This window comes from Rhodococcus sp. NPDC003382 (assembly GCF_053589135.1).
Map to the genome: position 1 here is coordinate 20,199 of NZ_JBSFRH010000056.1, position 18,437 is coordinate 38,635.

The window sequence follows — 18,437 nt, forward strand, 5'->3', positions numbered from 1 at the left end:
ACCGAAAGGGCGACACACATGGTCGAATCCGTCATCGTCGGCGCCACCCGCACGGCGATCGCCCGGTCCTTCAAGGGAGCGCTGGTCGATGTGCCGGCAGAGACCCTCGCCGAGACCGTTCTGACCGAGGCGGTGCGTCGCGCCCGCATCGACCCGTCCCACGTGGACGACGTCATCTTCGCCGAATTGAACTACGGCGGTGGTGATCTCGCGCGCCACGCGGCGGTGGCCGCGGGCATGACCACGGTGCCCGGGCAGGCCGTCAACCGGCACTGCGCCGGCAGCCTCACCGCCATCTCGAACGCGGCCGCGCACATCGGGGTCGGCATGGAACGGGTGATCGTGGCCGGTGGTGTGCAGTCGTTGTCGACCTCGCCGATCATGAAATGGCGCGTGCCGGGTTCGAATCTCGAGTTCCGGGAGCCGTGGATGCCGCCGTCGCACCCGGAGACGGCGGACGCGCCCACCCTCGACATGGCGATCACCGTCGGCTGGAACACCGCGCAGGCGGTCGGGATCAGCCGCGAAGAGATGGACGCCTGGGCCGAACGTTCGCATCGCCGCGCCGTCGCCGCGATCGACGCCGGCAAATTCGTCGACGAGATCGTGCCGATCAAGGTGCAGCGGCCCGACGGTTCGGTGCTGGACTTCGCGGTCGACGAACATCCGCGCCGCGACACCACCCTCGAACGCCTCGCGTCGCTGCCGGTGCTGCACCCGGAGATCGAGGGCTTCTCCATCACCGCCGGTAACAGCAGCGGTATCAACGACGCCGCGGCCGCGGTGACGCTGGTCGCCGGAGACTACGCCGTCTCCGAGGGGCTCGAGGTGCTCGGCACGGTCCGGGCGTGGGCGAATGCGGCCCTGGCTCCGCGGGACACCGGACTCGGCGCGGTCGCGGTGATCGGCAAGGTCCTCGACCGGGCGGGATTGGCCGCCTCGGATGTGACGCTGTGGGAGATCAACGAAGCCTTCGCGTCGGTTCCGATCGCCGCGTGCCGCGAGTACGGACTCGACGAGGAACGGGTGAACTTCTCCGGAAGTGGCTGCAGCCTCGGTCATCCCATCTCTGCGACCGGGGCCCGCATGGTCACCACCCTGCTCTACGAACTGCGCCGCCGCGGCGGCGGAATCGGTGTCGCCGCGATGTGTGCCGGCGGCGGGCAGGGCGGCGCGGTCGTCGTCGAGGCCTGAAAAAGCCCACGAAATTCTTCGCCACGAAACTTATCGGGAGGCAAACGGTGTCGGACGAAGTACTGCGGGAACGCCGCGGACGCACGTTGGTGATCACGATCAACCGGCCGGACGCGCGCAACGCCGTGAACCTGGCCGTCAGCCGGGGCCTGGCCGACGCGGTCGACGAACTCGACGAGAGCCCCGAACTGTCGGTCGCGGTGCTGACCGGCGCGGGCGGCAACTTCTGCGCGGGCATGGACCTGAAGGCGTTCGCCGCCGGCGAGATCGTCGCGATCCCCGGCCGGGGCATGGGCTTCACCGAACGACCGCCCACCAAGCCGATCATCGCCGCGGTGGAGGGATACGCGCTCGCGGGCGGAACGGAACTCGTGCTCGCGACCGACCTGGTAGTCGCGTCGACGACCGCGAAATTCGGGATCCCCGAGGTCAAACGCGGCCTGGTCGCCGGCGGTGGTGGGCTGCTGCGGCTGCATCGGCGCATCCCGTACCAGAAGGCTCTCGAACTGGCGCTGACCGGCGACAGCTTCACCGCCGAGCAGGGGCACGGGTACGGCTTCGTCAACGTGCTCGCCGAGCCGGGCAAGGCCCTCGACGAGGCGCTCGCCCTGGCCGAGCGGATCACCGCGAACGGACCCCTCGCGGTCGCGGTCACCAAGGACATCATGACCAGGTCGCGCGGCTGGTCGGACGACGAGATGTGGCAGAAGCAGCTCGAGCTCATCCTCCCGGTGTTCACGTCGCAGGACGCGAAGGAAGGCGCGCTGGCCTTCGCCGAGAAGCGCGCACCGCAATGGACCGGCGCCTGAGCGCACACGACAACCCCTGGAGGAACTGTGGCTTTCGAAGGTGAAGTAGTCCTCGTCAGCGGCGGCGCCGGCGGTCTCGGCGAAGCCACCGTGCGCCGGCTGCACGGTGCCGGTGCGGCCGTCGTCATCGCCGACGTCAACGACGCCAAGGCCGGTGCCCTGGCCGAGGAACTCGGCAACAAGGCCGTGTACGTCCGCACCGATGTCCTCGACAGCGCGAGCATCGAGGCGGCATTGGCGGCTGCGGACGAGTTGGGCACGCTCCGGTACGCGGTGATCGCCCACGGCGGTTTCGGGGTGCTCGAGAAGGTCGTCAACCGGGACGGCAGCCCCCACACGTTCGAGGGATTCACCGACACCATCGCGCTGTACCTGAGCGGCACCTACAACGTGCTGCGGCTGACCGCCGCGAAGATCGCCGAGCTCGACCCGAAGCCGAACGGGGAGCGCGGCGCGATCGTGATGACGAGCTCGATCGCCGGGTACGAGGGGCAGATCGGACAGTCCGCCTATGCCGCGGCGAAGGGCGGTGTGAACGCCCTGACCCTGACCGGTGCCCGCGACCTCAGCGCGGTCGGCATCCGCCTCAACAGCATCGCACCCGGGACCGTGCGCACCCCGATCATGGAGTTCCTCGGAGAGGAGAAGCTCGCCAAGTTCGCCGAATCGGTGCCGTTCCCGAAGCGGCTCGGCACCCCGGACGAATACGCCTTCCTCGCGCAGCACCTGCTCGAGAACCCGTACATCAACGGCGAGGTGGTGCGCCTCGACGGGGCGCAGCGATTCCAGCCGAAGTAGGCGCCGAGGTCCGGGCGGCGACGAGGGGCGCCGCCCGGACCTCGGGATCGACTGCGGGGTGGCGGTGAGGCAGGCACCATGAACAGATGGCTGAGGCGACCGTCGGTCTGCACACCCGCCGGGGCCGGTGGGTCGTCACCGCCACCGTGCTCGGCTCGAGCCTCGCCCTGTTGGACGGCACCGTCGTCAACATCGCGCTGCCGCGCATCGCCGCCGACCTCGGCTCCGGTGTCGCCGGCATGCAGTGGGTGCTCAGCGGCTACACGCTGACCCTGGCGTCGTTGATCCTGCTCGGCGGCGCACTCGGTGACCGGTGGGGGAGGCGGCGCGTATTCGTCTGGGGCACAGTGTGGTTCGCGGCAGCCTCGTTGTTGTGCGGACTCGCACCGAACGTCACCACGCTGGTGATCGCGCGAATCCTGCAGGGAGTGGGCGCGGCCCTGCTCACGCCGGGATCCCTCGCACTGATCTCGGCCACCATCCGGGGTGACGACCGCGGCGCCGCGATCGGCCTGTGGTCCGGCTTCGGCGGTGTTGCCGGCGCCGTCGGCCCGCTGCTCGGCGGCTGGATGGTGGAGGTCGCGGGCTGGCGGTCGGTGTTCCTGCTGAATCTGCCCCTCGCCGCTGTCGTCGTGTGGGTGGCGCTGCGTCACGTGCCGGAGAGTTGCGATCCGTCGCCACCGGATCGGCTCGACGTCGCGGGCGCGGTCCTGGGTGCGGTCGGGCTGGGCCTGGTGACCTACGGCCTGATCGAGGCGCAGCCCGTTGTCGCCGGTGTGGGCGTCGTGGTGCTGGTGGCGTTCGTGCTGGTCGAGCGGCATTCCCCGGTCGCGTTGATCCCGCCGGATCTGTTTGCCTCCCGACTGTTCACGGCCGCGAACCTGGTCACGTTCACCGTCTACGCCGCGTTCGGCGGCGTTTTCTTCCTGCTGGTGCTGCAACTGCAGCTCGTCGTCGGCTACTCGCCGATCCTGGCGGGCACGGCCACGATCCCGATCACCGTCCTGATGCTGCTGCTGTCCTCGCGGGCGGGTCGCTACGCCCAGCGGCACGGTCCGCGCGGGCCGATGACGGTGGGGCCCGCCGTCGCGGCGGTCGGGTTGCTGCTCATGCTGCGCATCGACGCGGACGCGTCCTACCTGCGGGACGTGCTGCCCGCGGTCGTCGTGTTCGGTCTCGGACTCTCGTCGCTGGTGGCACCCCTGACGGCGGCGGTGCTCGGTGCGGTGCCGGTCGCACGCTCCGGGATCGCGTCCGGGGTCAACAACGCGGTGGCACGCACCAGCCAACTGCTCGCCGTCGCCGCACTGCCCGGGCTCGCCGGGATCGGCGGTGCGGCCCTCACCGACGCGGCCACGTTCGACCGCGGGTTCGACATCGCGATGCTGATCTGCGCCGGCTTGCTCGCGGTCAGTGCGGTCCTCGCGGCTGCCCTCATTCCCGGACCGGCGGCCGCGGTGCCCGCGGATTCGGTGGCGTGCAAGCCGCACTGTGACGTCACCGGCCCGGCGGTGCAGCCGGACATTGCCGGTCCCGACGCCGAGCCCTGAACCCGAGGAGCCGCCCGACCGCTCGTGCGTGCTTTCGGTAGCGGCAACTACCGGAACCACGCACGAGCACGGGAATCAGGGGAAGAGTTGTCCACACCCGCCCGATCCATCCACAGATTCGGGTCTTCCCACCCGACGGGGTCGATCGGCGATCTTGTAACCGCCACGCTGCGCCCATGGACATCACGTTGTGCGTCGTGGCGGGGCTCCTCGCCGGACTCGGAGCCCGACACCTGACGACCCACCTCGCCGGGCGCCCGCCGGCACGCGGCGTCTGCGAGGCGACGTGCGTGGCCGGGAGTCTGGTTGCGGCGGTATCCGGCTCGGGTCCGGTCGAGGCCCTCGCACTCGCTTCGCTGATCTGGTGGTGCGTGTGCCTGAGCGTCGTCGATCTGCTCGAGCGACGGCTCCCGAACGTTCTCACCGGACCCGGTGCGGCAGTGATCGTGACGCTCGCGGCGGCGACCGGGCAGGGGCGCGCGGCGCTCGTCGGCGCGGGTCTGCTCGCCGGGCCGATGCTGCTCGCCCACCTCGTCTCGCCGCGGTCGCTGGGCGCCGGGGACGTCAAACTCGCGGTCGGTGTGGGCGCCGCCGCGGGGGCCGCGGGACCGGCGGCGTGGCTGTGCGTCGCGGTAGGTCCACCGCTGCTCACCGCCACCGCGGGACTGGTGATGCGGGTGGTGCAGCAGTGGCGGACCGAAGCCGGGCCGGTGCTCGTTCCGCACGGCCCGTCGATGTGCGCGTTCACCGTGCTCGCGCTCCTCACAACCGCCTGAGCGGACCACTGTCACGACAACCCGATCGGGCATGGAAGGATATGCGGTGTGCTGCGCTGGATAACTGCTGGAGAATCCCATGGTCCCGCCCTCGTCGCGATGCTCGAGGGGATGGTCGCCGGTGTCGAGGTGACGTCGAACGACATCTCGGAGCAGCTCGCCCGCCGCCGCCTCGGCTACGGACGCGGCGCGCGCATGAAGTTCGAGGCCGACAAGGTCACCATCATCGGCGGGGTGCGCCACGGACTCACCCTCGGCGGTCCCGTCGCCATCGAGGTCGGCAACACCGAATGGCCCAAGTGGGAAACCATCATGTCCGCCGACCCGGTCGACGCCGAGGCGCTCGCCGGTCAGGCCCGCAACGCGCCGCTGACCCGTCCGCGCCCCGGCCACGCCGACTACTCGGGCATGCTCAAGTACGGCTTCGACGACGCCCGCCCGGTGCTCGAACGCGCCAGCGCCCGCGAAACCGCGGCCCGTGTCGCCGCCGGCACCGTCGCCCGAAACTTCCTGCGCCAGGTGTTCGGCGCCGAGGTCATCTCCCACGTCATCTCCATCGGCGCCTCCGAGCCGTACGTGGGTGCGGAACCGACCGCCGCGGACCTCGCGGCCATCGACGCGAGCCCGGTGCGCGCGTTCGACAAGGCCGCCGAAGAGTCCATGATCGCCGAGATCGATGCCGCCAAGCGCGACGGCGACACCCTCGGCGGCGTCGTGGAGGTCGTCGTTCACGGCCTGCCCGTCGGCCTGGGATCGTTCGTCAGCGGCGCCGACCGCCTCGACGCGCGGCTCGCCGCGGCCCTCATGGGCATCCAGGCGATCAAGGGCGTCGAGGTCGGCGACGGCTTCGAGACCGCCCGCCGCCGCGGCAGCGCCGCCCACGACGAGATGAAGCCCGGCCCGGACGGTGTGCTGCGCTCGTCGAACCGCGCCGGCGGCATCGAAGGCGGCATGACCAACGGCGAGGCGCTGCGTGTGCGCGCGGCGATGAAGCCGATCTCCACCGTCCCGCGTGCCCTGTCCACCGTCGACATGACCACCGGTGAGGAAGCGGTCGCGATCCACCAGCGGTCCGACGTGTGCGCCGTGCCCGCCGCCGGTGTCGTCGCCGAGGCGATGGTCGCGCTGGTCGTCGCGCAGGCCGCGCTCGAGAAGTTCGGTGGCGATTCGCTCGCCGAGACCCGCAGCAACGCCGACCACTACATGAAGGGCATCGCGGCGCGTCCGCCGCGGTGACTGTCATGAGGCCACGCGCCGTACTGATCGGGCCGCCCGGCGCCGGAAAGTCGACGATCGGTCGGCGCCTGGCCCAGGCACTCGAATTGCCGCTGCTCGACACCGACGCCGAGATCGAACGCGTCACCGGCCGCACCATCCCCGAGATCTTCTCCGAGGACGGCGAGCCGGCGTTCCGGGAGATCGAGGAACGCGTCGTCGCCGATGCCCTCGCGCAACAGGAGGGCATCATCTCCCTGGGTGGCGGGGCGATCCTGTCCGAGCGCACCCGCAAGCGGCTCGCCGGGCACACAGTGATCTATCTCGAGATCAGCATCGCCGAAGGTCTGCGCCGCACCGGCACGGGCACCGGACGCCCCCTGCTCGCGGGGGACGATCCGGCCAAGAAGTACCGGGAGCTGATGCGCCGACGTCGCCCGCTGTACCGGCAGGCCGCGACCATCCGGGTCCGGACCGACGGCCGCAGTCCGGGCCGCGTCGTCCAGTACCTGATCACCAAGCTCGAGGCGGAAGCCGCTGCCGGCGCCACCGCGAGCACGTCCACCAGCGCAGAGAAGCGGAGCACCACACCGTGACCGAACCGGTACGTGTCGACGTCCAGACCGCCCAGCCCTACCCGGTGATCATCGGCCGGGGCCTGCTCGGTGACATCGTCGACACCCTCACAGGCACCCGCACCGTCGCGATCTTCCACCAGCCGCCGCTCGAAGCGACGGCCGAGGCGTTGCGGGAAGTGCTCGCAGAGAAGGGAATCGATGCGCACCGCGTGGAGATCCCCGATGCCGAGGACGGCAAGGATCTCGCGGTCGCCGGGTTCTGCTGGGAGGTGCTCGGCCGCATCGGCCTGACCCGCAGCGACGCGATCGTCTCGCTCGGCGGCGGCGCCGCCACCGACCTCGCCGGATTCGTCGCCGGCACCTGGATGCGCGGGGTGCGCATCTTCCACATCCCGACGACGCTGCTCGCGATGGTCGACGCCGCGGTCGGCGGCAAGACCGGCATCAACACCGAGGCGGGCAAGAACCTGGTCGGCGTGTTCCACGAACCGTCCGCCGTGTTCGTGGACCTGGCGACCCTCGAGACCGTGCCGCGCAACGAGATCATCGCCGGCATGGCCGAGGTCATCAAGACCGGCTTCATCGCCGACCCGACGATCCTCGACCTCATCGAGGCCGACCCGCAGGCTGCGCTGGATCCGACCGGCACGGTGCTGCCGGAGCTGATCCGCCGTTCCATCGAGGTCAAGGCCAAGGTCGTCGCCGCGGACCTGCGCGAGTCGAGCCTGCGCGAGATCCTCAACTACGGGCACACCCTCGGCCACGCCATCGAGCGCCGCGAGCGGTACCGGTGGCGTCACGGCGCCGCGGTCTCCGTCGGACTCGTGTTCGCCGCGGAACTGGGACGGCTGGCCGGCCGCCTCGACGACGCGACCGCCGATCGGCACCGGACAATCCTCGAAGCGGTGGGCCTGCCCACCACCTACGACGCCGCCGCCTTCGCCGAGCTGCACAAGGGCATGCAGACCGACAAGAAGAACCGCGCCGGAATGCTGCGGTTCGTCGTCCTCGACGGTCTCGCCAAGCCGGGCCGGCTCGAGGGGCCGGACCCGACGCTGCTCGCCGCCGCCTACTCCGAGGTCGCCAAGCAGGGCAAGGCCGACGCCGGCACCGTGCTGCTCTGACACGGTGAGGTCCTCCGGTCGCGACGGGGCGGTCGAACTGCCCCATGGCCGACCGGAGGACCCGATCCGCCGCTAGTCGGTGCCGGTTCGCACCGCAGCGACCACCACCGCGACAAGAAGTGCCAGCAAGAGCACCACGAGCAGCACCGGCCCGAGCAGGAGTGCGAGGGACAGCACGAGAACGAGCCCGATCTTGGCCTCGAGGCTCAACCCTCCAACCAGGCCTTTGATCGCAGCCCACACCGGATTCCTACCCGCCAGAACGGCCTGAAGTCCTGCCAGCGCGGCTTTCATGCCCGCGCGTCCGTGCGCAACTTCATCGACAAGCGGGTCGATCCACTTCCGGATCTTTTTCGCCAGGTCACCGCGATTCTGCACGCCGGCGAGCTGGTGAACGCGGTTTTCCAACGCTTCGACGGCAGTCCCGAGCGATCGACGCACCACCTCGAAGACAGCGCCGGCAGGCCCGGTGTCAGTAGTGCCGCCGCGCACCGTCGATGAGATTTCCGGCTGATGCGTGTTGATCGGCGGAGCGGACCGCGGGTGCGCGGGCGGGCGGGTCCCCTCCTTTCGGGGACGTTTCCGTGTGGCCGGATTCGTGGTGGTCGGCTCCGCCTGGGGATGCTTTCGCGGCACGGCACTGTCGGATCGCTCTCGCGCACGGCGCGTGGTCGGAGCCGACGTGCCGGACGCGACATCTGTTCGTTTCCGACGAGACGGTGGTTCTACCCTTGACGGTTGGCCGCGGCGCGGTGCGGTCGACCTCGGGCCGGCCGATTCCTTGTGGGGGGCTCGCGCCGAAGGCGTCTCGGGGGACGCCTTCGTCCTCGTCGCCGCCTTCGGTGAACGGACTCCCGTGCGGGGTGCGGTGGCTGCCGTCGCGTTGCCGCTGTTCGTGGACTTCCGGTCGCTCGCCGCGCCCCGACGGTGCGGCTCGTCCGGTGCGGCCCGGCCATGTGAATTCTGTTGTGTACTCATACCGCTCGCCTTACTTGCTGTCCCTCGGCGTGCTTACTACCTCTCAGTGTGCTCGCTTTCGTGGAAGGAGGGGAGGTCGGCGCCGTCCCCGCCGGATTCGGTGCCACAGCTTCTTCCGTCGCTGCCGGTGTCGTTCGACGGCGTACACGCACGGGCCGGCTCTGGACGGACGACCGAAGCCGAAGACCACCTGGCGCCGGTCGACAGTCCCACGCCCGCACCGATCGGGATGTCGACCCAGGGGTCCGGGTTTGCCCACCCCGGCCGAACGGCGCCATGCCGTTCACCACTCCGGCTCGAGCCCCTACCCGACCGCGCCGTTGCCGATCGCCCTGACCCGACGGAACCCTAGCGCGGGGCCAGAGCCCGGTCCGCGAGTGCGCCGACGACGGGAGCCAACGCTTGGGCGTGCTCGATCGTGAGGTGGTTGTCGTCGCGGAACACCAGGCCGTTTCCGACGATCACCGGGCAACTCTCGGCGGTGCAGAACAGCTCGGTGAGGTCGGCATACTCCCCGCCGCCGGCAACAGTGGCCGCGGCCTCGGCGGCGACGCCGGCAGCGTTCAGTGCCATCGACCGCTCCGGTGCGCAGGCCGTCGCATCGTCGATGTGCTCGGACAGGCACGTCGGCACCACCGCGTGCGGATCCGGCACCGGGCCGAGGACGAGGACCTTCGCGCCGGTCGCCCGGAGTTGGGCAACCATGCGGGTCAGGCTGTCCTGCCACTCCGGGCCGTACGTGGTGAAACCGAAGTCGCCGCCGTATCGGCGAGACATGCTCAGCACGACGAGTTGTGGTCTTTCCTCCTGCAACCGCGAGACGATCTCCCCGCGCCACTGCTCGCACTCGGTGTACTCGCGCCCCAGGTACGGGCTCGTCAACGACAGGTCCAGCAGTGGACAGGTGACCTTGCCCAGGGTTTCCAGCCGCCACCGCCGTTCCACGGCAACCGATTCGAACGCAGGAGCCCACATCGCGGCGTGCGAGTCACCGACCAGCGCCACCGTGATCGGTGACGTGATATCACCCGACGCGCACTCGTCCTGTCCGACCTCCAGCCACGAGCGCACACAACCGTTGAGGAACACATCCGGCTTGCCGGACGGCGCATCGGCCAGTGACGGGGACAGGTTCGACGGGACAGCAGCCAATCCCGCCGTCGCCGTGACCGCGGCCTGAACCTGTGCGGTCAGTTCCCGCACGGCAACATCGTGCGGGTCGGCCGTGGGCGCCGGATCCTGCGTCGGCGCAGAGACCGTCAGCGCCGCGGCGGCCTCCCCGTGGCCGACCGGAACCGGCCGCAGCACCAGCAGCACCAGACACACACAGACGCTGAGCGCGGTGATCGCTGCCCCGACAACGAGACTGCGGGAAGCCGAGCGGCGCAGGGGGAGCGCAAACCGGAGGGGGTTCTCCACCGCCGTCAGCGTGAGCGCGGCGAGCCCGGCGGCGAGCGCCACCACAGCCAGACGCCCGACCGGCCCGAGGTCGCGGTCGAGGAATGCCGGCGTGAGGATCAGCAGGGGCCAGTGCCACAGGTACCAGGAGTACGACAGGCGCCCGAGCGCGCGCATCGGCCGCAGCGACAATCCGCGTCCGACACCCAGCCGGGGCGAGGCACAGCCCGCGCCGATCACCAGCGCCGTACCCAGTACGGGCAGCAGGGCTGCCGTGCCCGGATAAGGGGTGGTTTCGCCCAGACGCACGCAGGCGAGGACGATCAGGGCCAGCCCGGCCCATCCCGCGGTGGCCGCGAGGAGACCCGGCAGTCGGCGCCACAGCGGGACGGACAGCGCGACCAGGCCACCGACGGCCAACTCCCACGCCCGAGACGGCAGGGAGAAGAACGCCCACGGCGGCAGCGTGCGGGTCCAGGACAGTGACACCGCGAACGACGCCGCCGCAACCAGTACCAGGACCGAGACGTACGGCACCGCCGACGGGGCCCCGCCGCGCCTGTGACGGACCGACCAGGCGGTCGCCACGATCAGCGCCGGCCACACCAGGTAGAACTGCTCCTCGACCCCCAACGACCAGAAGTGCTGGAACGGGGACGGGGGCGCGTCCGCCGCCAGATAGTCGGTGCCACGCAACGCGAATCGGTAGTTCCCCACGTAGAGCGCACTTGCGATTCCGTCGCCCAGCGCCTCCCGGGCCTGCAACGGGGGCAATAGAAACGCCGAACCGATCGCCGTGACCACCAGCACGAGACCTCCGGCCGGGAGGAGGCGGCGCGCTCGTGCGCTGTAGAAGCGGGCGATCCGCACGGACCCGGTGGACGTCACGTCCCGCCACAGCAACCCGGTGATGAGGAAACCCGAGACGACGAAGAAGACGTCGACACCGACGAATCCGCCGCCGATCCCGGGCACACCTGCGTGGAACAGGACCACGGCGAGCACCGCAACGGCCCGCAGGCCCTCGATGTCGGGGCGAAACGCCGCACTCGGTTTCCCGGATGGTGCCGCGTCGGGGCCGACGGGATCCGCGCGACCGACCCGGCGCCGTTGTTCCGGGATGCCAACCAGATTCATCCGCGCATCCTTGCAGAGGCCGGCGCCTCGTGCCCGATGAACGGTGACTCTCCGGTGCGCACCGGTGTCGTTTCGGCTGTGTTCTCGGCGGAATGCTGTGTCCTCAGCGGAACACGGCGGCGCTGATCTCCGCACGGAAGAACTCGCCCTCCGGCCATCGGTTCGTGCCCCACCACCATCCGGCGCGGAAGCGGGACGGAATCGTGATGCCGCCGAACGACGACTCCGCCTCGATGTCCACACCGAACGGGTAGCGGCCGAAGGGTTCTCCGTTCGGATTGCCCCAGCGATCCAGATGTATCGTCCCGAGCCGGCCGTTTCCGGCGAGTTCGAGGCACACCGTCTCGGTGTGGCGGCCGATGCGCCAGGTCGCGAGTGCGGAACCGGTGCCCGCCTCGTGCCACGTCGCCGACCTGAATGTCGTTGGTACGAAGATGAATTCGGAGGCCAAGCGGCCGGCGGCGCTGGTGCCGACGTCGGTGGTGGCCGCCGACATCACCGGGACGAGACCACCGAGTTTCCAGTTCATCTCGCCGCGTCCGTCGGTGTACCGGTCGTAGCCGAGAACCGGCAGACCCGCGACCCGCGCGGTCGCCGCCCACACGAACCCGACGCCCGGGGCGAGGATCTGCGCTGCCCGGAACGGGCGCCACGACCCGAGCTTGATGTGACCGCGCATGGTCAGGTGCACCGCGCGGGCGAGCGGCACGCCCGGTTCCAGCGCGTGCGTGAGCCATTGTTGCGCGGCCGAGGGAAGGTCCGCGACCTGCTCGGGGTCGAACCGCTCCGCCGAGGGCGGCAGGGACCTCAGCGCGTCCCATTCGCACCGAACCGGTCGCGCCGAGCGTGGTGGAGGCGGGAACACGGGTCCGTCCATGTCTGAAGCATGAGGGCGCGCACCCGGCCGGGCAACCGGACGGGGTGACCGGCGTGACGATCGTTACGTCGCGCTGCGGCGCCGCACGATTTCGGCGATCCAGGTCGGGGCGAACGGCGAGGTACATCCCGGGGACGTCGGGTAGTCCTCGAGCACCTTCAGGCGCTCACCGATCGCGATCGCACGGTCGCGCAGGTCGGCGTGCTCGATGCCGATCTCGGCGAGGCAGTGGTTCATGGCCCACTGCAGTCGATCCGGGGCGTCCTTCATCTGCGCCTCGATGATGTCGAGCAGTCCGGTCAGGTCGAGGCCGTCGGGGTTCTTCGCGACGCGGTCGACGGTCAGTTCCCACCCGGCACTCGCGACGACCGGATCCGGGTCGGCGAACCATGTCGCACGCAGGTCCTCGCAGTGCGGGTTCTTCTTGACCACGTAGTTGACGAGCCAGTCCTGCACCTTGGGGGTGCGCGCCGCCCGCAGCATCGCGTCGAGATCGTCGCGGTCGAACGCCTTCGGACGGCAGATGAGAATGGCCAGCAGCCGGGCTGCGCTGTCGCCGGTGTCCCAGAGTTCCCGCGCGAGATCCTGCTGCGTCTTCAGTCGTTTCGCGACAGCGCGCAGCTTTGTGAGGTTCACCCCGTGGTCGTCGCCGTGTTTCAGGTTAACCGCACGGATCTTGGGGTCGTCGAGTTCGGCGAGTTCGGCCATCACCTCGGCAACCGTGGTGCTGCTGTTCTCCGTTGCGGCCATCGCTCCACTCCTCCTGATCGCGGATGGTATTCGGCTCGATTCGAGGCGATCCCGATTCGAGGCGTGAGGAGCGCCGAGATGCCCCCGAACCCGCCCTCGCCGGTCGAAGATCAGCACGTGGTGGTGAATCGTGCGTGGTGCACGGTCTCTTGTGCGTGGTGCTGGGCGTGCGTAGTGCGGTTTGTTGCGCTGCCCCCGCGCACCGAGGTGCCGGAGTTGACCGCCCGGCGCGGTTGTGTGCTCGCCTCTTCGGCCGGCTACCAGCTCTCGGCCCTCCTCACGGTTCAGTCCAGCAGGTCGACCTCCCAGTTGGTGCGCTGGATGTCCAGGTCGACGGTGCGGATTTCGCGTGCCAATCGGTCTGCGCGAGTTCGCAATTCGGCGACCGGAAGGGCTGCGACGTGGACCAGCTCGGAGCGCAGCTGGCGACCGAATCCGCGGTCGGAGCGCCCGGACGCGGCGTCGGCGGCGGCGGTGATCGCGGAATGATGCAGGCGCAGCACATCTCGACGGGCCAGAGCATCGGTCACGGTGCCGTCCCCGAGCGGTGACGCCGCGTTCGTCTTGTTGATTCGGCGGATCAGCTGTTCGTACTCGTCGAGCGCATCGGTCAGTTCGGCGAGCAGTGCGACGGGGTCCTCGGCCGGTTCCTCACCCTCCTGATGGCGGGCGTTGTCCAGGATCCGTTCCCGCAGCTGGTTGATCCTGCGCAACAGATCTCCGCGCGCGGCCAGTGCCTCGGCCAGCTTCATGTGTCGTCCCCTCGATGATCGTCGGTAGGACCCTAATGTGGTCCGACCGCGGTGTGGGGGAGGTGTGCGGTGGTGTGTCGTCGTGGGCTATCGGCGATGCGTCCCGGACGAACCGTGCCCGCCGTCCGATCCGCCGAGTGCGTCACCCGGACGCAACTCCACGGCCACGAGCCCCGCGCGCTCGGCATGGTGGACGAACTCGGCGCCGGGTCCGAAGAACGACCGCGGACGCACGGCGTCGAAGCCGATCGGCCACAGCGTGCCGTAGTGGATCGGCACTGCCAGGGCTGCCTCCACCAGCCGCGCGGCGACCGCGGCTCGAGGCGGGTCGAGGTGACCGTCGCCGAGTGTGGGACCCCAGCCCCCGACGGGTAGCAGCGCGAGGTCCACCCCCGGGCCGACGTGGTCTTCCAGCCCCGGGTACAGATCGGTGTCGCCGGCGAAGTAGGTCCGCCGGTCGCCTTCGACCACGTATCCGACCGCCGGCGCGAGCTGCGGTCCACGTCGCCAGCGTCGACCGTCGTGATGTGCGGGCACGGCGCGCACGGTGACCGCGCCGATGCGTGTTTCGTCGCCGGGCCGCAGGGGCACCAGGCGGTCGCCGAAGCGGCGCAACGCGGGCAGGCCGTCCATCGCCCGCCACGGGACCACGATCGGAACGTCCGGGTCGAGCAGCCGCAGCGACGGTAGATGGGTGTGGTCGGCGTGCAGATGCGAGAGCAGGACGACGTCCGGGTGGCGCGTGCGGAAGCCGAGGGGGGTGGGGCCCTGCCGGCGGCGCAGGTGGGCGACGCGGTCGGTGAGCACCGGATCGGTCAGGACGACCGTACCGCGGTCCACGATCAGCGTGCTGGCATGCCCGAGCCAGCGCATCCCGGACGCGGCGGTATTCCCACCCGGCGGCGCGCTCACGCCCCTTACGATTCCAGACAACGAGAGGGAGTGCGATGCGCACGGTGGGCGGGGTGTTGCGGATACTCGTCGAATTCCTCGTGCTCTGGGGATCGTCGGCGTTCGCGGTTCTCGTGCTGGACCGCATCCTCCGCGGCGTCACCCTGGATCCGTCGAGCTTTGCTCCGCTGCCGACGCTTCCTGCCGCGCTGGTGGTCGCGCTGGTGTTCGGCATCCTCAACGCGGCACTGTGGCCGTTGACGATGCGCTTCATGTCGTGGATCGGCCCCGTGCTGCTGTTCGTCGGGGTGTTCCTCGCAGGCGGCGCGATCATGCTGCTGACGCTGAACCTGGTGCCGGTCGCCACGGTGGACGAGCCGCGCGATGCGGTCGTTCTGGCAGCGGTGGTCTCGCTGGTCACCTCTGTGGTCTCGGGTGCGATCGCGTCCCGCTCCGATACCGCGTACCGGTTGATGCAGGTGCGCCGGAACCGGTTCCGCCTGCGACGCAACGCTGCTCTCGTGGACGCGGATCCGGGGCTGTTGTGCATCCAGATCGACGGGCTGGGTTACGACGTGTTGCGGCGCGCGATCGCCGACGGCGTGACGCCCGGGCTGGCGAAGCTGGTGCGCGAGACCCACCGGCTGGTCCCGTGGCACACCGACTGGAGCAGCCAGACCGGGGCGACCCAGCTGGCGGTGCTGCACGGTTCCAACCACAACGTCCCGGCTTTCCGTTGGTACGACAAGACGACCGGGCGCATCTCGGTGTTCAGCAACCCCGCCGACAACGAGCAGCGCGAACTCGAACGGGCCGAGATTCCGGGTCTACTCGCGCACGACGGTGCGAGCCGCGGCAACCTGTTCACCGGCGGTGCACACGACAACGTGCTCGTCGTCAGCCGCATGCGCGGTGCCCGTCTCGGCGCCGGCGCCGGCTACAGCGACTACTTCGTCGACCCGGCGAGTGCGCTGCGCACGTTCATCCGAATGTTCGCGGAACTCCAGCGGGAGCTGCGTCAGGCATTGCGGCAGAAGCGGAAGGACATCCGGCCGCGGGTCTCGCGGGGAGGGGTGTATCCGTTCGTGCGGGCCTTCGCGACCGTCCTGGCCACCGACGTCACCGCCGCCGCGGTGGTCGGGGATCTGATCAAGGGGCGCAGCATCGTCTACGTCGACCTGATCGGATACGACGAAGTCTCGCACCACTCCGGAATCTCCCGGCCCGAGACCCTCGCGGTGCTGACCAAGCTCGACGAGATCGTCGAGATGCTGCTCGCTGTGACGGAGCAGGCGGACCGGCGCTACCGCGTCGTCGTGCTGTCGGACCACGGGCAGAGTCAGGGCGCCACCTTCCGGCAACGCTACGGGGAGACCCTGGGGGAGTTGGTTGCCCGGCTGACCGCGCAGGGCGAGCCGTCCGCGGAAGGTCGGCACCGGCACGAGCGCGCTGCCACCGCATCCCCCAAGCCCGGGGCCGAGGGCCGTGCCTACGCGGCGGCCAGCATGCACGCGTCGGCAGCCGACGAGGAGGCGCGTCCTCCCACGGGCGAGCCGATCGTGCTCGGCTCGGGCAACCTCGGTCTGATCTACTTTCCGCACCTGCCGGGACGCGCCGATGTCGACGCCATCGAGGCCGCCCATCCCGGGCTGCTCACCGCGCTTCGCGAGCATCCCGGAATCGGGTTCCTGCTCGTCGCCGCACCCGGCGGATCCGTGGTGCTGGGGTCCGGCGGCCAGGTCGACGTGACGACCGGCGAAGTCACCGGCCGGGACCCTCTCGCGGTGATGGGCCCCGATGCGCTGGCGAAGATCCGACGCACCGACACCTTCGACAACGTGGCCGACATCATGGTCGGCGGCATGTACTGGCCCGAAACCGACGAGGTCGCGGCGTTCGAGGAGCAAGTCGGCTCGCACGGCGGCATGGGGGGACCGCAGAGCACCCCGTTTCTCATCTATCCCGTCGACCTGCCGGCGGCGCCGGAACCATTGCACGGCGCCGAGACTCTGCACGAGGTGCTCGTCGGATGGCGAGATCATTCGACGGGTGTGCGAGCACCCAGCGCACCGGCGCGCCCGAACCGCGGACCTGCAGGGTCGTATTCGACCGGGCCGGGTCGGTGAACTTCACTCGTCGTTCGGTGAGTATCGCCGGGCTGTTTCACGAGAAGTCGGCCTGTGTCACGAGGATTGCGGCGTGCACTTACTGCCGAGCTCCGCGGCGGGCCCGGTGAATTTCGAGTCGAACATGGTGTAGCTCAGCAGCTCGTCGTGGCCGGGCCGAACGTCGCTCATCAAACTCATCAGGGTTGTCTCCATCGGGTGGCGGACACGGCCCCGCAGGCCGAGCATCGAGTCGAACGCGTCCTTTGCGAGACGGTCGATCTTGCTGGTCTCCTGCAGGGTCGGCCCGGCGAACACGACATCGACGGCGCGGTAGCCCTTCGTGCCATTGCGGTTACGCAGCGTCCACAGGTCGTCGATCATGCGGTCCGTGAGGATTGCGCGCAGCGACAGCGCGGCGGTGCCGAGGATATCGGGCGGATTTGCCTGGCCCGTGGACCCGGAGGGCAGTGGCAGACGCTCCTGCGGATGGGACGCGACCACCCCGATCCGCTCTGCTCCCAATTCGAGAGCCGGTTTGATGGGTGTGTTGAGCAGGAGACCGCCGTCGATGTACCCACCCCGGTTTTCGCCGGTGATCTCGACAGGTTGGAAGAGGATCGGGATCGCAGCGGACGCGAGCAGGTGATCGACGCCGAGGGTGGTCGAGACGTATCGAATGTTGCGGTGCGCGTCGTAGCCGGGAAGACGCACGTCGTCGGCGTGCTCGACGAACACCACGGTTCCTCCGGTGGCCAGCGAGGTCGTGGCCACGGCCACCGCTCGGACCTTGCCCGCGCGGACGTTCTCGTGAAGCCGGTCCCAGGGAACCAGTGCCTCGAGCGACGCTCGCATCGGCGACGTGTCGAGAAGCCCGGCGGGAGGAGGAACCGGAAGCCCGATCAGCCTGCCGAGCGTCGAACCGCCGGTCCGCAGCAGAGTGCCGATCGGGGAGAACACGTCCGTCAGCTCGGCCCCGCTCCACGCCGCGACCACCTCCTTGGCTGCCTGCTCGCCGCCGAGATCGGCATAGGCCGCCAAGCCGGCCACGTTCAACGCCCCGGCGCTGGTCCCGACCAGGATCGGCGGAACCACCTCGTCGGGTGCGAGTACGGGAAGCAGGGCCTGGACGGCACCCGCCTCGTACGCACCTCGCGCGCCGGCACCGGACACAACCAGGGCAGTGCGCTGCTCCGACTTCTTCGACATGCGAACCCCCGTGTCGTCGACTGTGTGATCCCATTAGGCGCGCCGGGCGACGGGTTCGCGGGGGAGTTCGGTGAAACGTTGCAGGAGCGTGGTTCCGGCCTCGGGTCCCGGCGTCCTATCCGAGCGAATGTACCGTTCGTCTCCTCAGACGGGCTGTTGCGAAATAGCCGAAGGTCCGCGACCGCGAACCACAGCGCCGGTCCCGGGGCGGGGTCTCCCGCCCCGGCACCACCGCTTCACACGACGGCCGGCAACCCGCCCCCACCGACCATGGTGAGGATCTTGCCGATGTTGTG

Annotated in this window: 16 protein-coding genes; 9 read left to right on the forward strand and 7 right to left on the reverse strand. The window is 69.9% G+C overall.

Annotated features, from left to right (window positions below):
* Positions 1–18 precede the first annotated feature (18 nt).
* The 8 genes from ACWDUD_RS26655 to aroB all read left to right on the forward strand — a co-directional run bounded on the left by ACWDUD_RS26655 (position 19) and on the right by aroB (position 8,044).
* Positions 19–1,194, forward strand: a complete 1,176-nt coding sequence (locus ACWDUD_RS26655) for a thiolase family protein (protein WP_450111274.1) — start codon at positions 19–21, stop codon at positions 1,192–1,194.
* 47 nt (positions 1,195–1,241) lie between these two features.
* Positions 1,242–2,003, forward strand: a complete 762-nt coding sequence (locus tag ACWDUD_RS26660) for a crotonase/enoyl-CoA hydratase family protein (RefSeq protein WP_197255677.1) — start codon at positions 1,242–1,244, stop codon at positions 2,001–2,003.
* Between the two features lie 27 nt (positions 2,004–2,030).
* Entirely contained in the window at positions 2,031–2,801 is a 771-nt protein-coding gene (locus ACWDUD_RS26665; protein WP_450111275.1) for an SDR family NAD(P)-dependent oxidoreductase, read from the forward strand.
* Positions 2,802–2,887: 86 nt separating this feature from the next.
* On the forward strand, positions 2,888–4,351 hold the full coding sequence (locus ACWDUD_RS26670; protein ID WP_197255675.1) for an MFS transporter: 1,464 nt from the start codon (positions 2,888–2,890) through the stop codon (positions 4,349–4,351).
* Positions 4,352–4,527: 176 nt separating this feature from the next.
* Entirely contained in the window at positions 4,528–5,127 is a 600-nt protein-coding gene (locus tag ACWDUD_RS26675; RefSeq protein WP_450111276.1) for a prepilin peptidase, read from the forward strand.
* A gap of 48 nt (positions 5,128–5,175) precedes the next feature.
* Positions 5,176–6,363, forward strand: a complete 1,188-nt coding sequence (gene aroC / locus ACWDUD_RS26680; RefSeq protein WP_197255671.1) for a chorismate synthase — start codon at positions 5,176–5,178, stop codon at positions 6,361–6,363.
* 5 nt (positions 6,364–6,368) lie between these two features.
* Complete coding sequence (locus tag ACWDUD_RS26685) at positions 6,369–6,938, forward strand: shikimate kinase (RefSeq protein ID WP_450111277.1); 570 nt, start codon at positions 6,369–6,371, stop codon at positions 6,936–6,938.
* Complete coding sequence (gene aroB / locus ACWDUD_RS26690; protein ID WP_197255665.1) at positions 6,935–8,044, forward strand: 3-dehydroquinate synthase; 1,110 nt, start codon at positions 6,935–6,937, stop codon at positions 8,042–8,044. Before ACWDUD_RS26685 ends, aroB begins: the two co-directional genes overlap by 4 nt.
* A gap of 72 nt (positions 8,045–8,116) precedes the next feature.
* On the opposite strand, the gene ACWDUD_RS26695 is transcribed toward aroB, so the two are convergent.
* From ACWDUD_RS26695 to ACWDUD_RS26720, 6 genes are all read right to left on the reverse strand, one after another.
* Complete coding sequence (locus tag ACWDUD_RS26695) at positions 8,117–8,536, reverse strand: hypothetical protein (RefSeq protein ID WP_450111278.1); 420 nt, start codon at positions 8,534–8,536, stop codon at positions 8,117–8,119.
* Between the two features lie 834 nt (positions 8,537–9,370).
* The gene (locus ACWDUD_RS26700; protein WP_450111279.1) at positions 9,371–11,557 is read right to left on the reverse strand and encodes an acyltransferase family protein; all 2,187 of its coding nucleotides are present in this window, start codon (positions 11,555–11,557) and stop codon (positions 9,371–9,373) included.
* 103 nt (positions 11,558–11,660) lie between these two features.
* On the reverse strand, positions 11,661–12,434 hold the full coding sequence (locus ACWDUD_RS26705) for a DUF6920 family protein (RefSeq protein WP_450111280.1): 774 nt from the start codon (positions 12,432–12,434) through the stop codon (positions 11,661–11,663).
* A gap of 63 nt (positions 12,435–12,497) precedes the next feature.
* A complete protein-coding gene (locus ACWDUD_RS26710) occupies positions 12,498–13,184 on the reverse strand; it encodes a DNA alkylation repair protein (RefSeq protein WP_248674376.1) in 687 nt (228 codons plus the stop codon).
* A 284-nt stretch (positions 13,185–13,468) separates the two neighbouring features.
* Positions 13,469–13,936: a DIP1984 family protein gene (locus ACWDUD_RS26715; RefSeq protein ID WP_450111281.1), complete on the reverse strand. Its 468-nt coding sequence runs from the start codon at positions 13,934–13,936 to the stop codon at positions 13,469–13,471.
* Positions 13,937–14,023: 87 nt separating this feature from the next.
* Positions 14,024–14,848, reverse strand: coding sequence for an MBL fold metallo-hydrolase (locus ACWDUD_RS26720; RefSeq protein ID WP_450111282.1), 825 nt, complete (start codon positions 14,846–14,848; stop codon positions 14,024–14,026).
* Positions 14,849–14,883: 35 nt separating this feature from the next.
* On the opposite strand from ACWDUD_RS26720, the gene ACWDUD_RS26725 reads away from it, so the two are divergent.
* The gene (locus ACWDUD_RS26725; protein WP_450111283.1) at positions 14,884–16,953 is read left to right on the forward strand and encodes a phage holin family protein; all 2,070 of its coding nucleotides are present in this window, start codon (positions 14,884–14,886) and stop codon (positions 16,951–16,953) included.
* A 57-nt stretch (positions 16,954–17,010) separates the two neighbouring features.
* Here ACWDUD_RS26725 and ACWDUD_RS26730 read toward each other — a convergent pair whose 3' ends face one another.
* Positions 17,011–18,141 (reverse strand): patatin-like phospholipase family protein, encoded by a 1,131-nt coding sequence (locus tag ACWDUD_RS26730; protein ID WP_450111284.1) that lies wholly within the window; start codon positions 18,139–18,141, stop codon positions 17,011–17,013.
* Positions 18,142–18,437: the final 296 nt, after the last annotated feature.

Coding starts and splice junctions, on each gene's coding strand:
- ACWDUD_RS26655 (WP_450111274.1), top strand. CDS start 19: ATGGTCGAATCCGTCATCGTCGGCGCCACCCGCACGGCGATCGCCCGG.
- ACWDUD_RS26670 (WP_197255675.1), top strand. CDS start 2,888: ATGGCTGAGGCGACCGTCGGTCTGCACACCCGCCGGGGCCGGTGGGTC.
- ACWDUD_RS26675 (WP_450111276.1), top strand. CDS start 4,528: ATGGACATCACGTTGTGCGTCGTGGCGGGGCTCCTCGCCGGACTCGGA.
- ACWDUD_RS26685 (WP_450111277.1), top strand. CDS start 6,369: ATGAGGCCACGCGCCGTACTGATCGGGCCGCCCGGCGCCGGAAAGTCG.
- ACWDUD_RS26700 (WP_450111279.1), bottom strand. CDS start 11,557: ATGAATCTGGTTGGCATCCCGGAACAACGGCGCCGGGTCGGTCGCGCG.
- ACWDUD_RS26705 (WP_450111280.1), bottom strand. CDS start 12,434: ATGGACGGACCCGTGTTCCCGCCTCCACCACGCTCGGCGCGACCGGTT.
- ACWDUD_RS26710 (WP_248674376.1), bottom strand. CDS start 13,184: ATGGCCGCAACGGAGAACAGCAGCACCACGGTTGCCGAGGTGATGGCC.
- ACWDUD_RS26715 (WP_450111281.1), bottom strand. CDS start 13,936: ATGAAGCTGGCCGAGGCACTGGCCGCGCGCGGAGATCTGTTGCGCAGG.
- ACWDUD_RS26725 (WP_450111283.1), top strand. CDS start 14,884: ATGCGCACGGTGGGCGGGGTGTTGCGGATACTCGTCGAATTCCTCGTG.
- ACWDUD_RS26730 (WP_450111284.1), bottom strand. CDS start 18,141: ATGTCGAAGAAGTCGGAGCAGCGCACTGCCCTGGTTGTGTCCGGTGCC.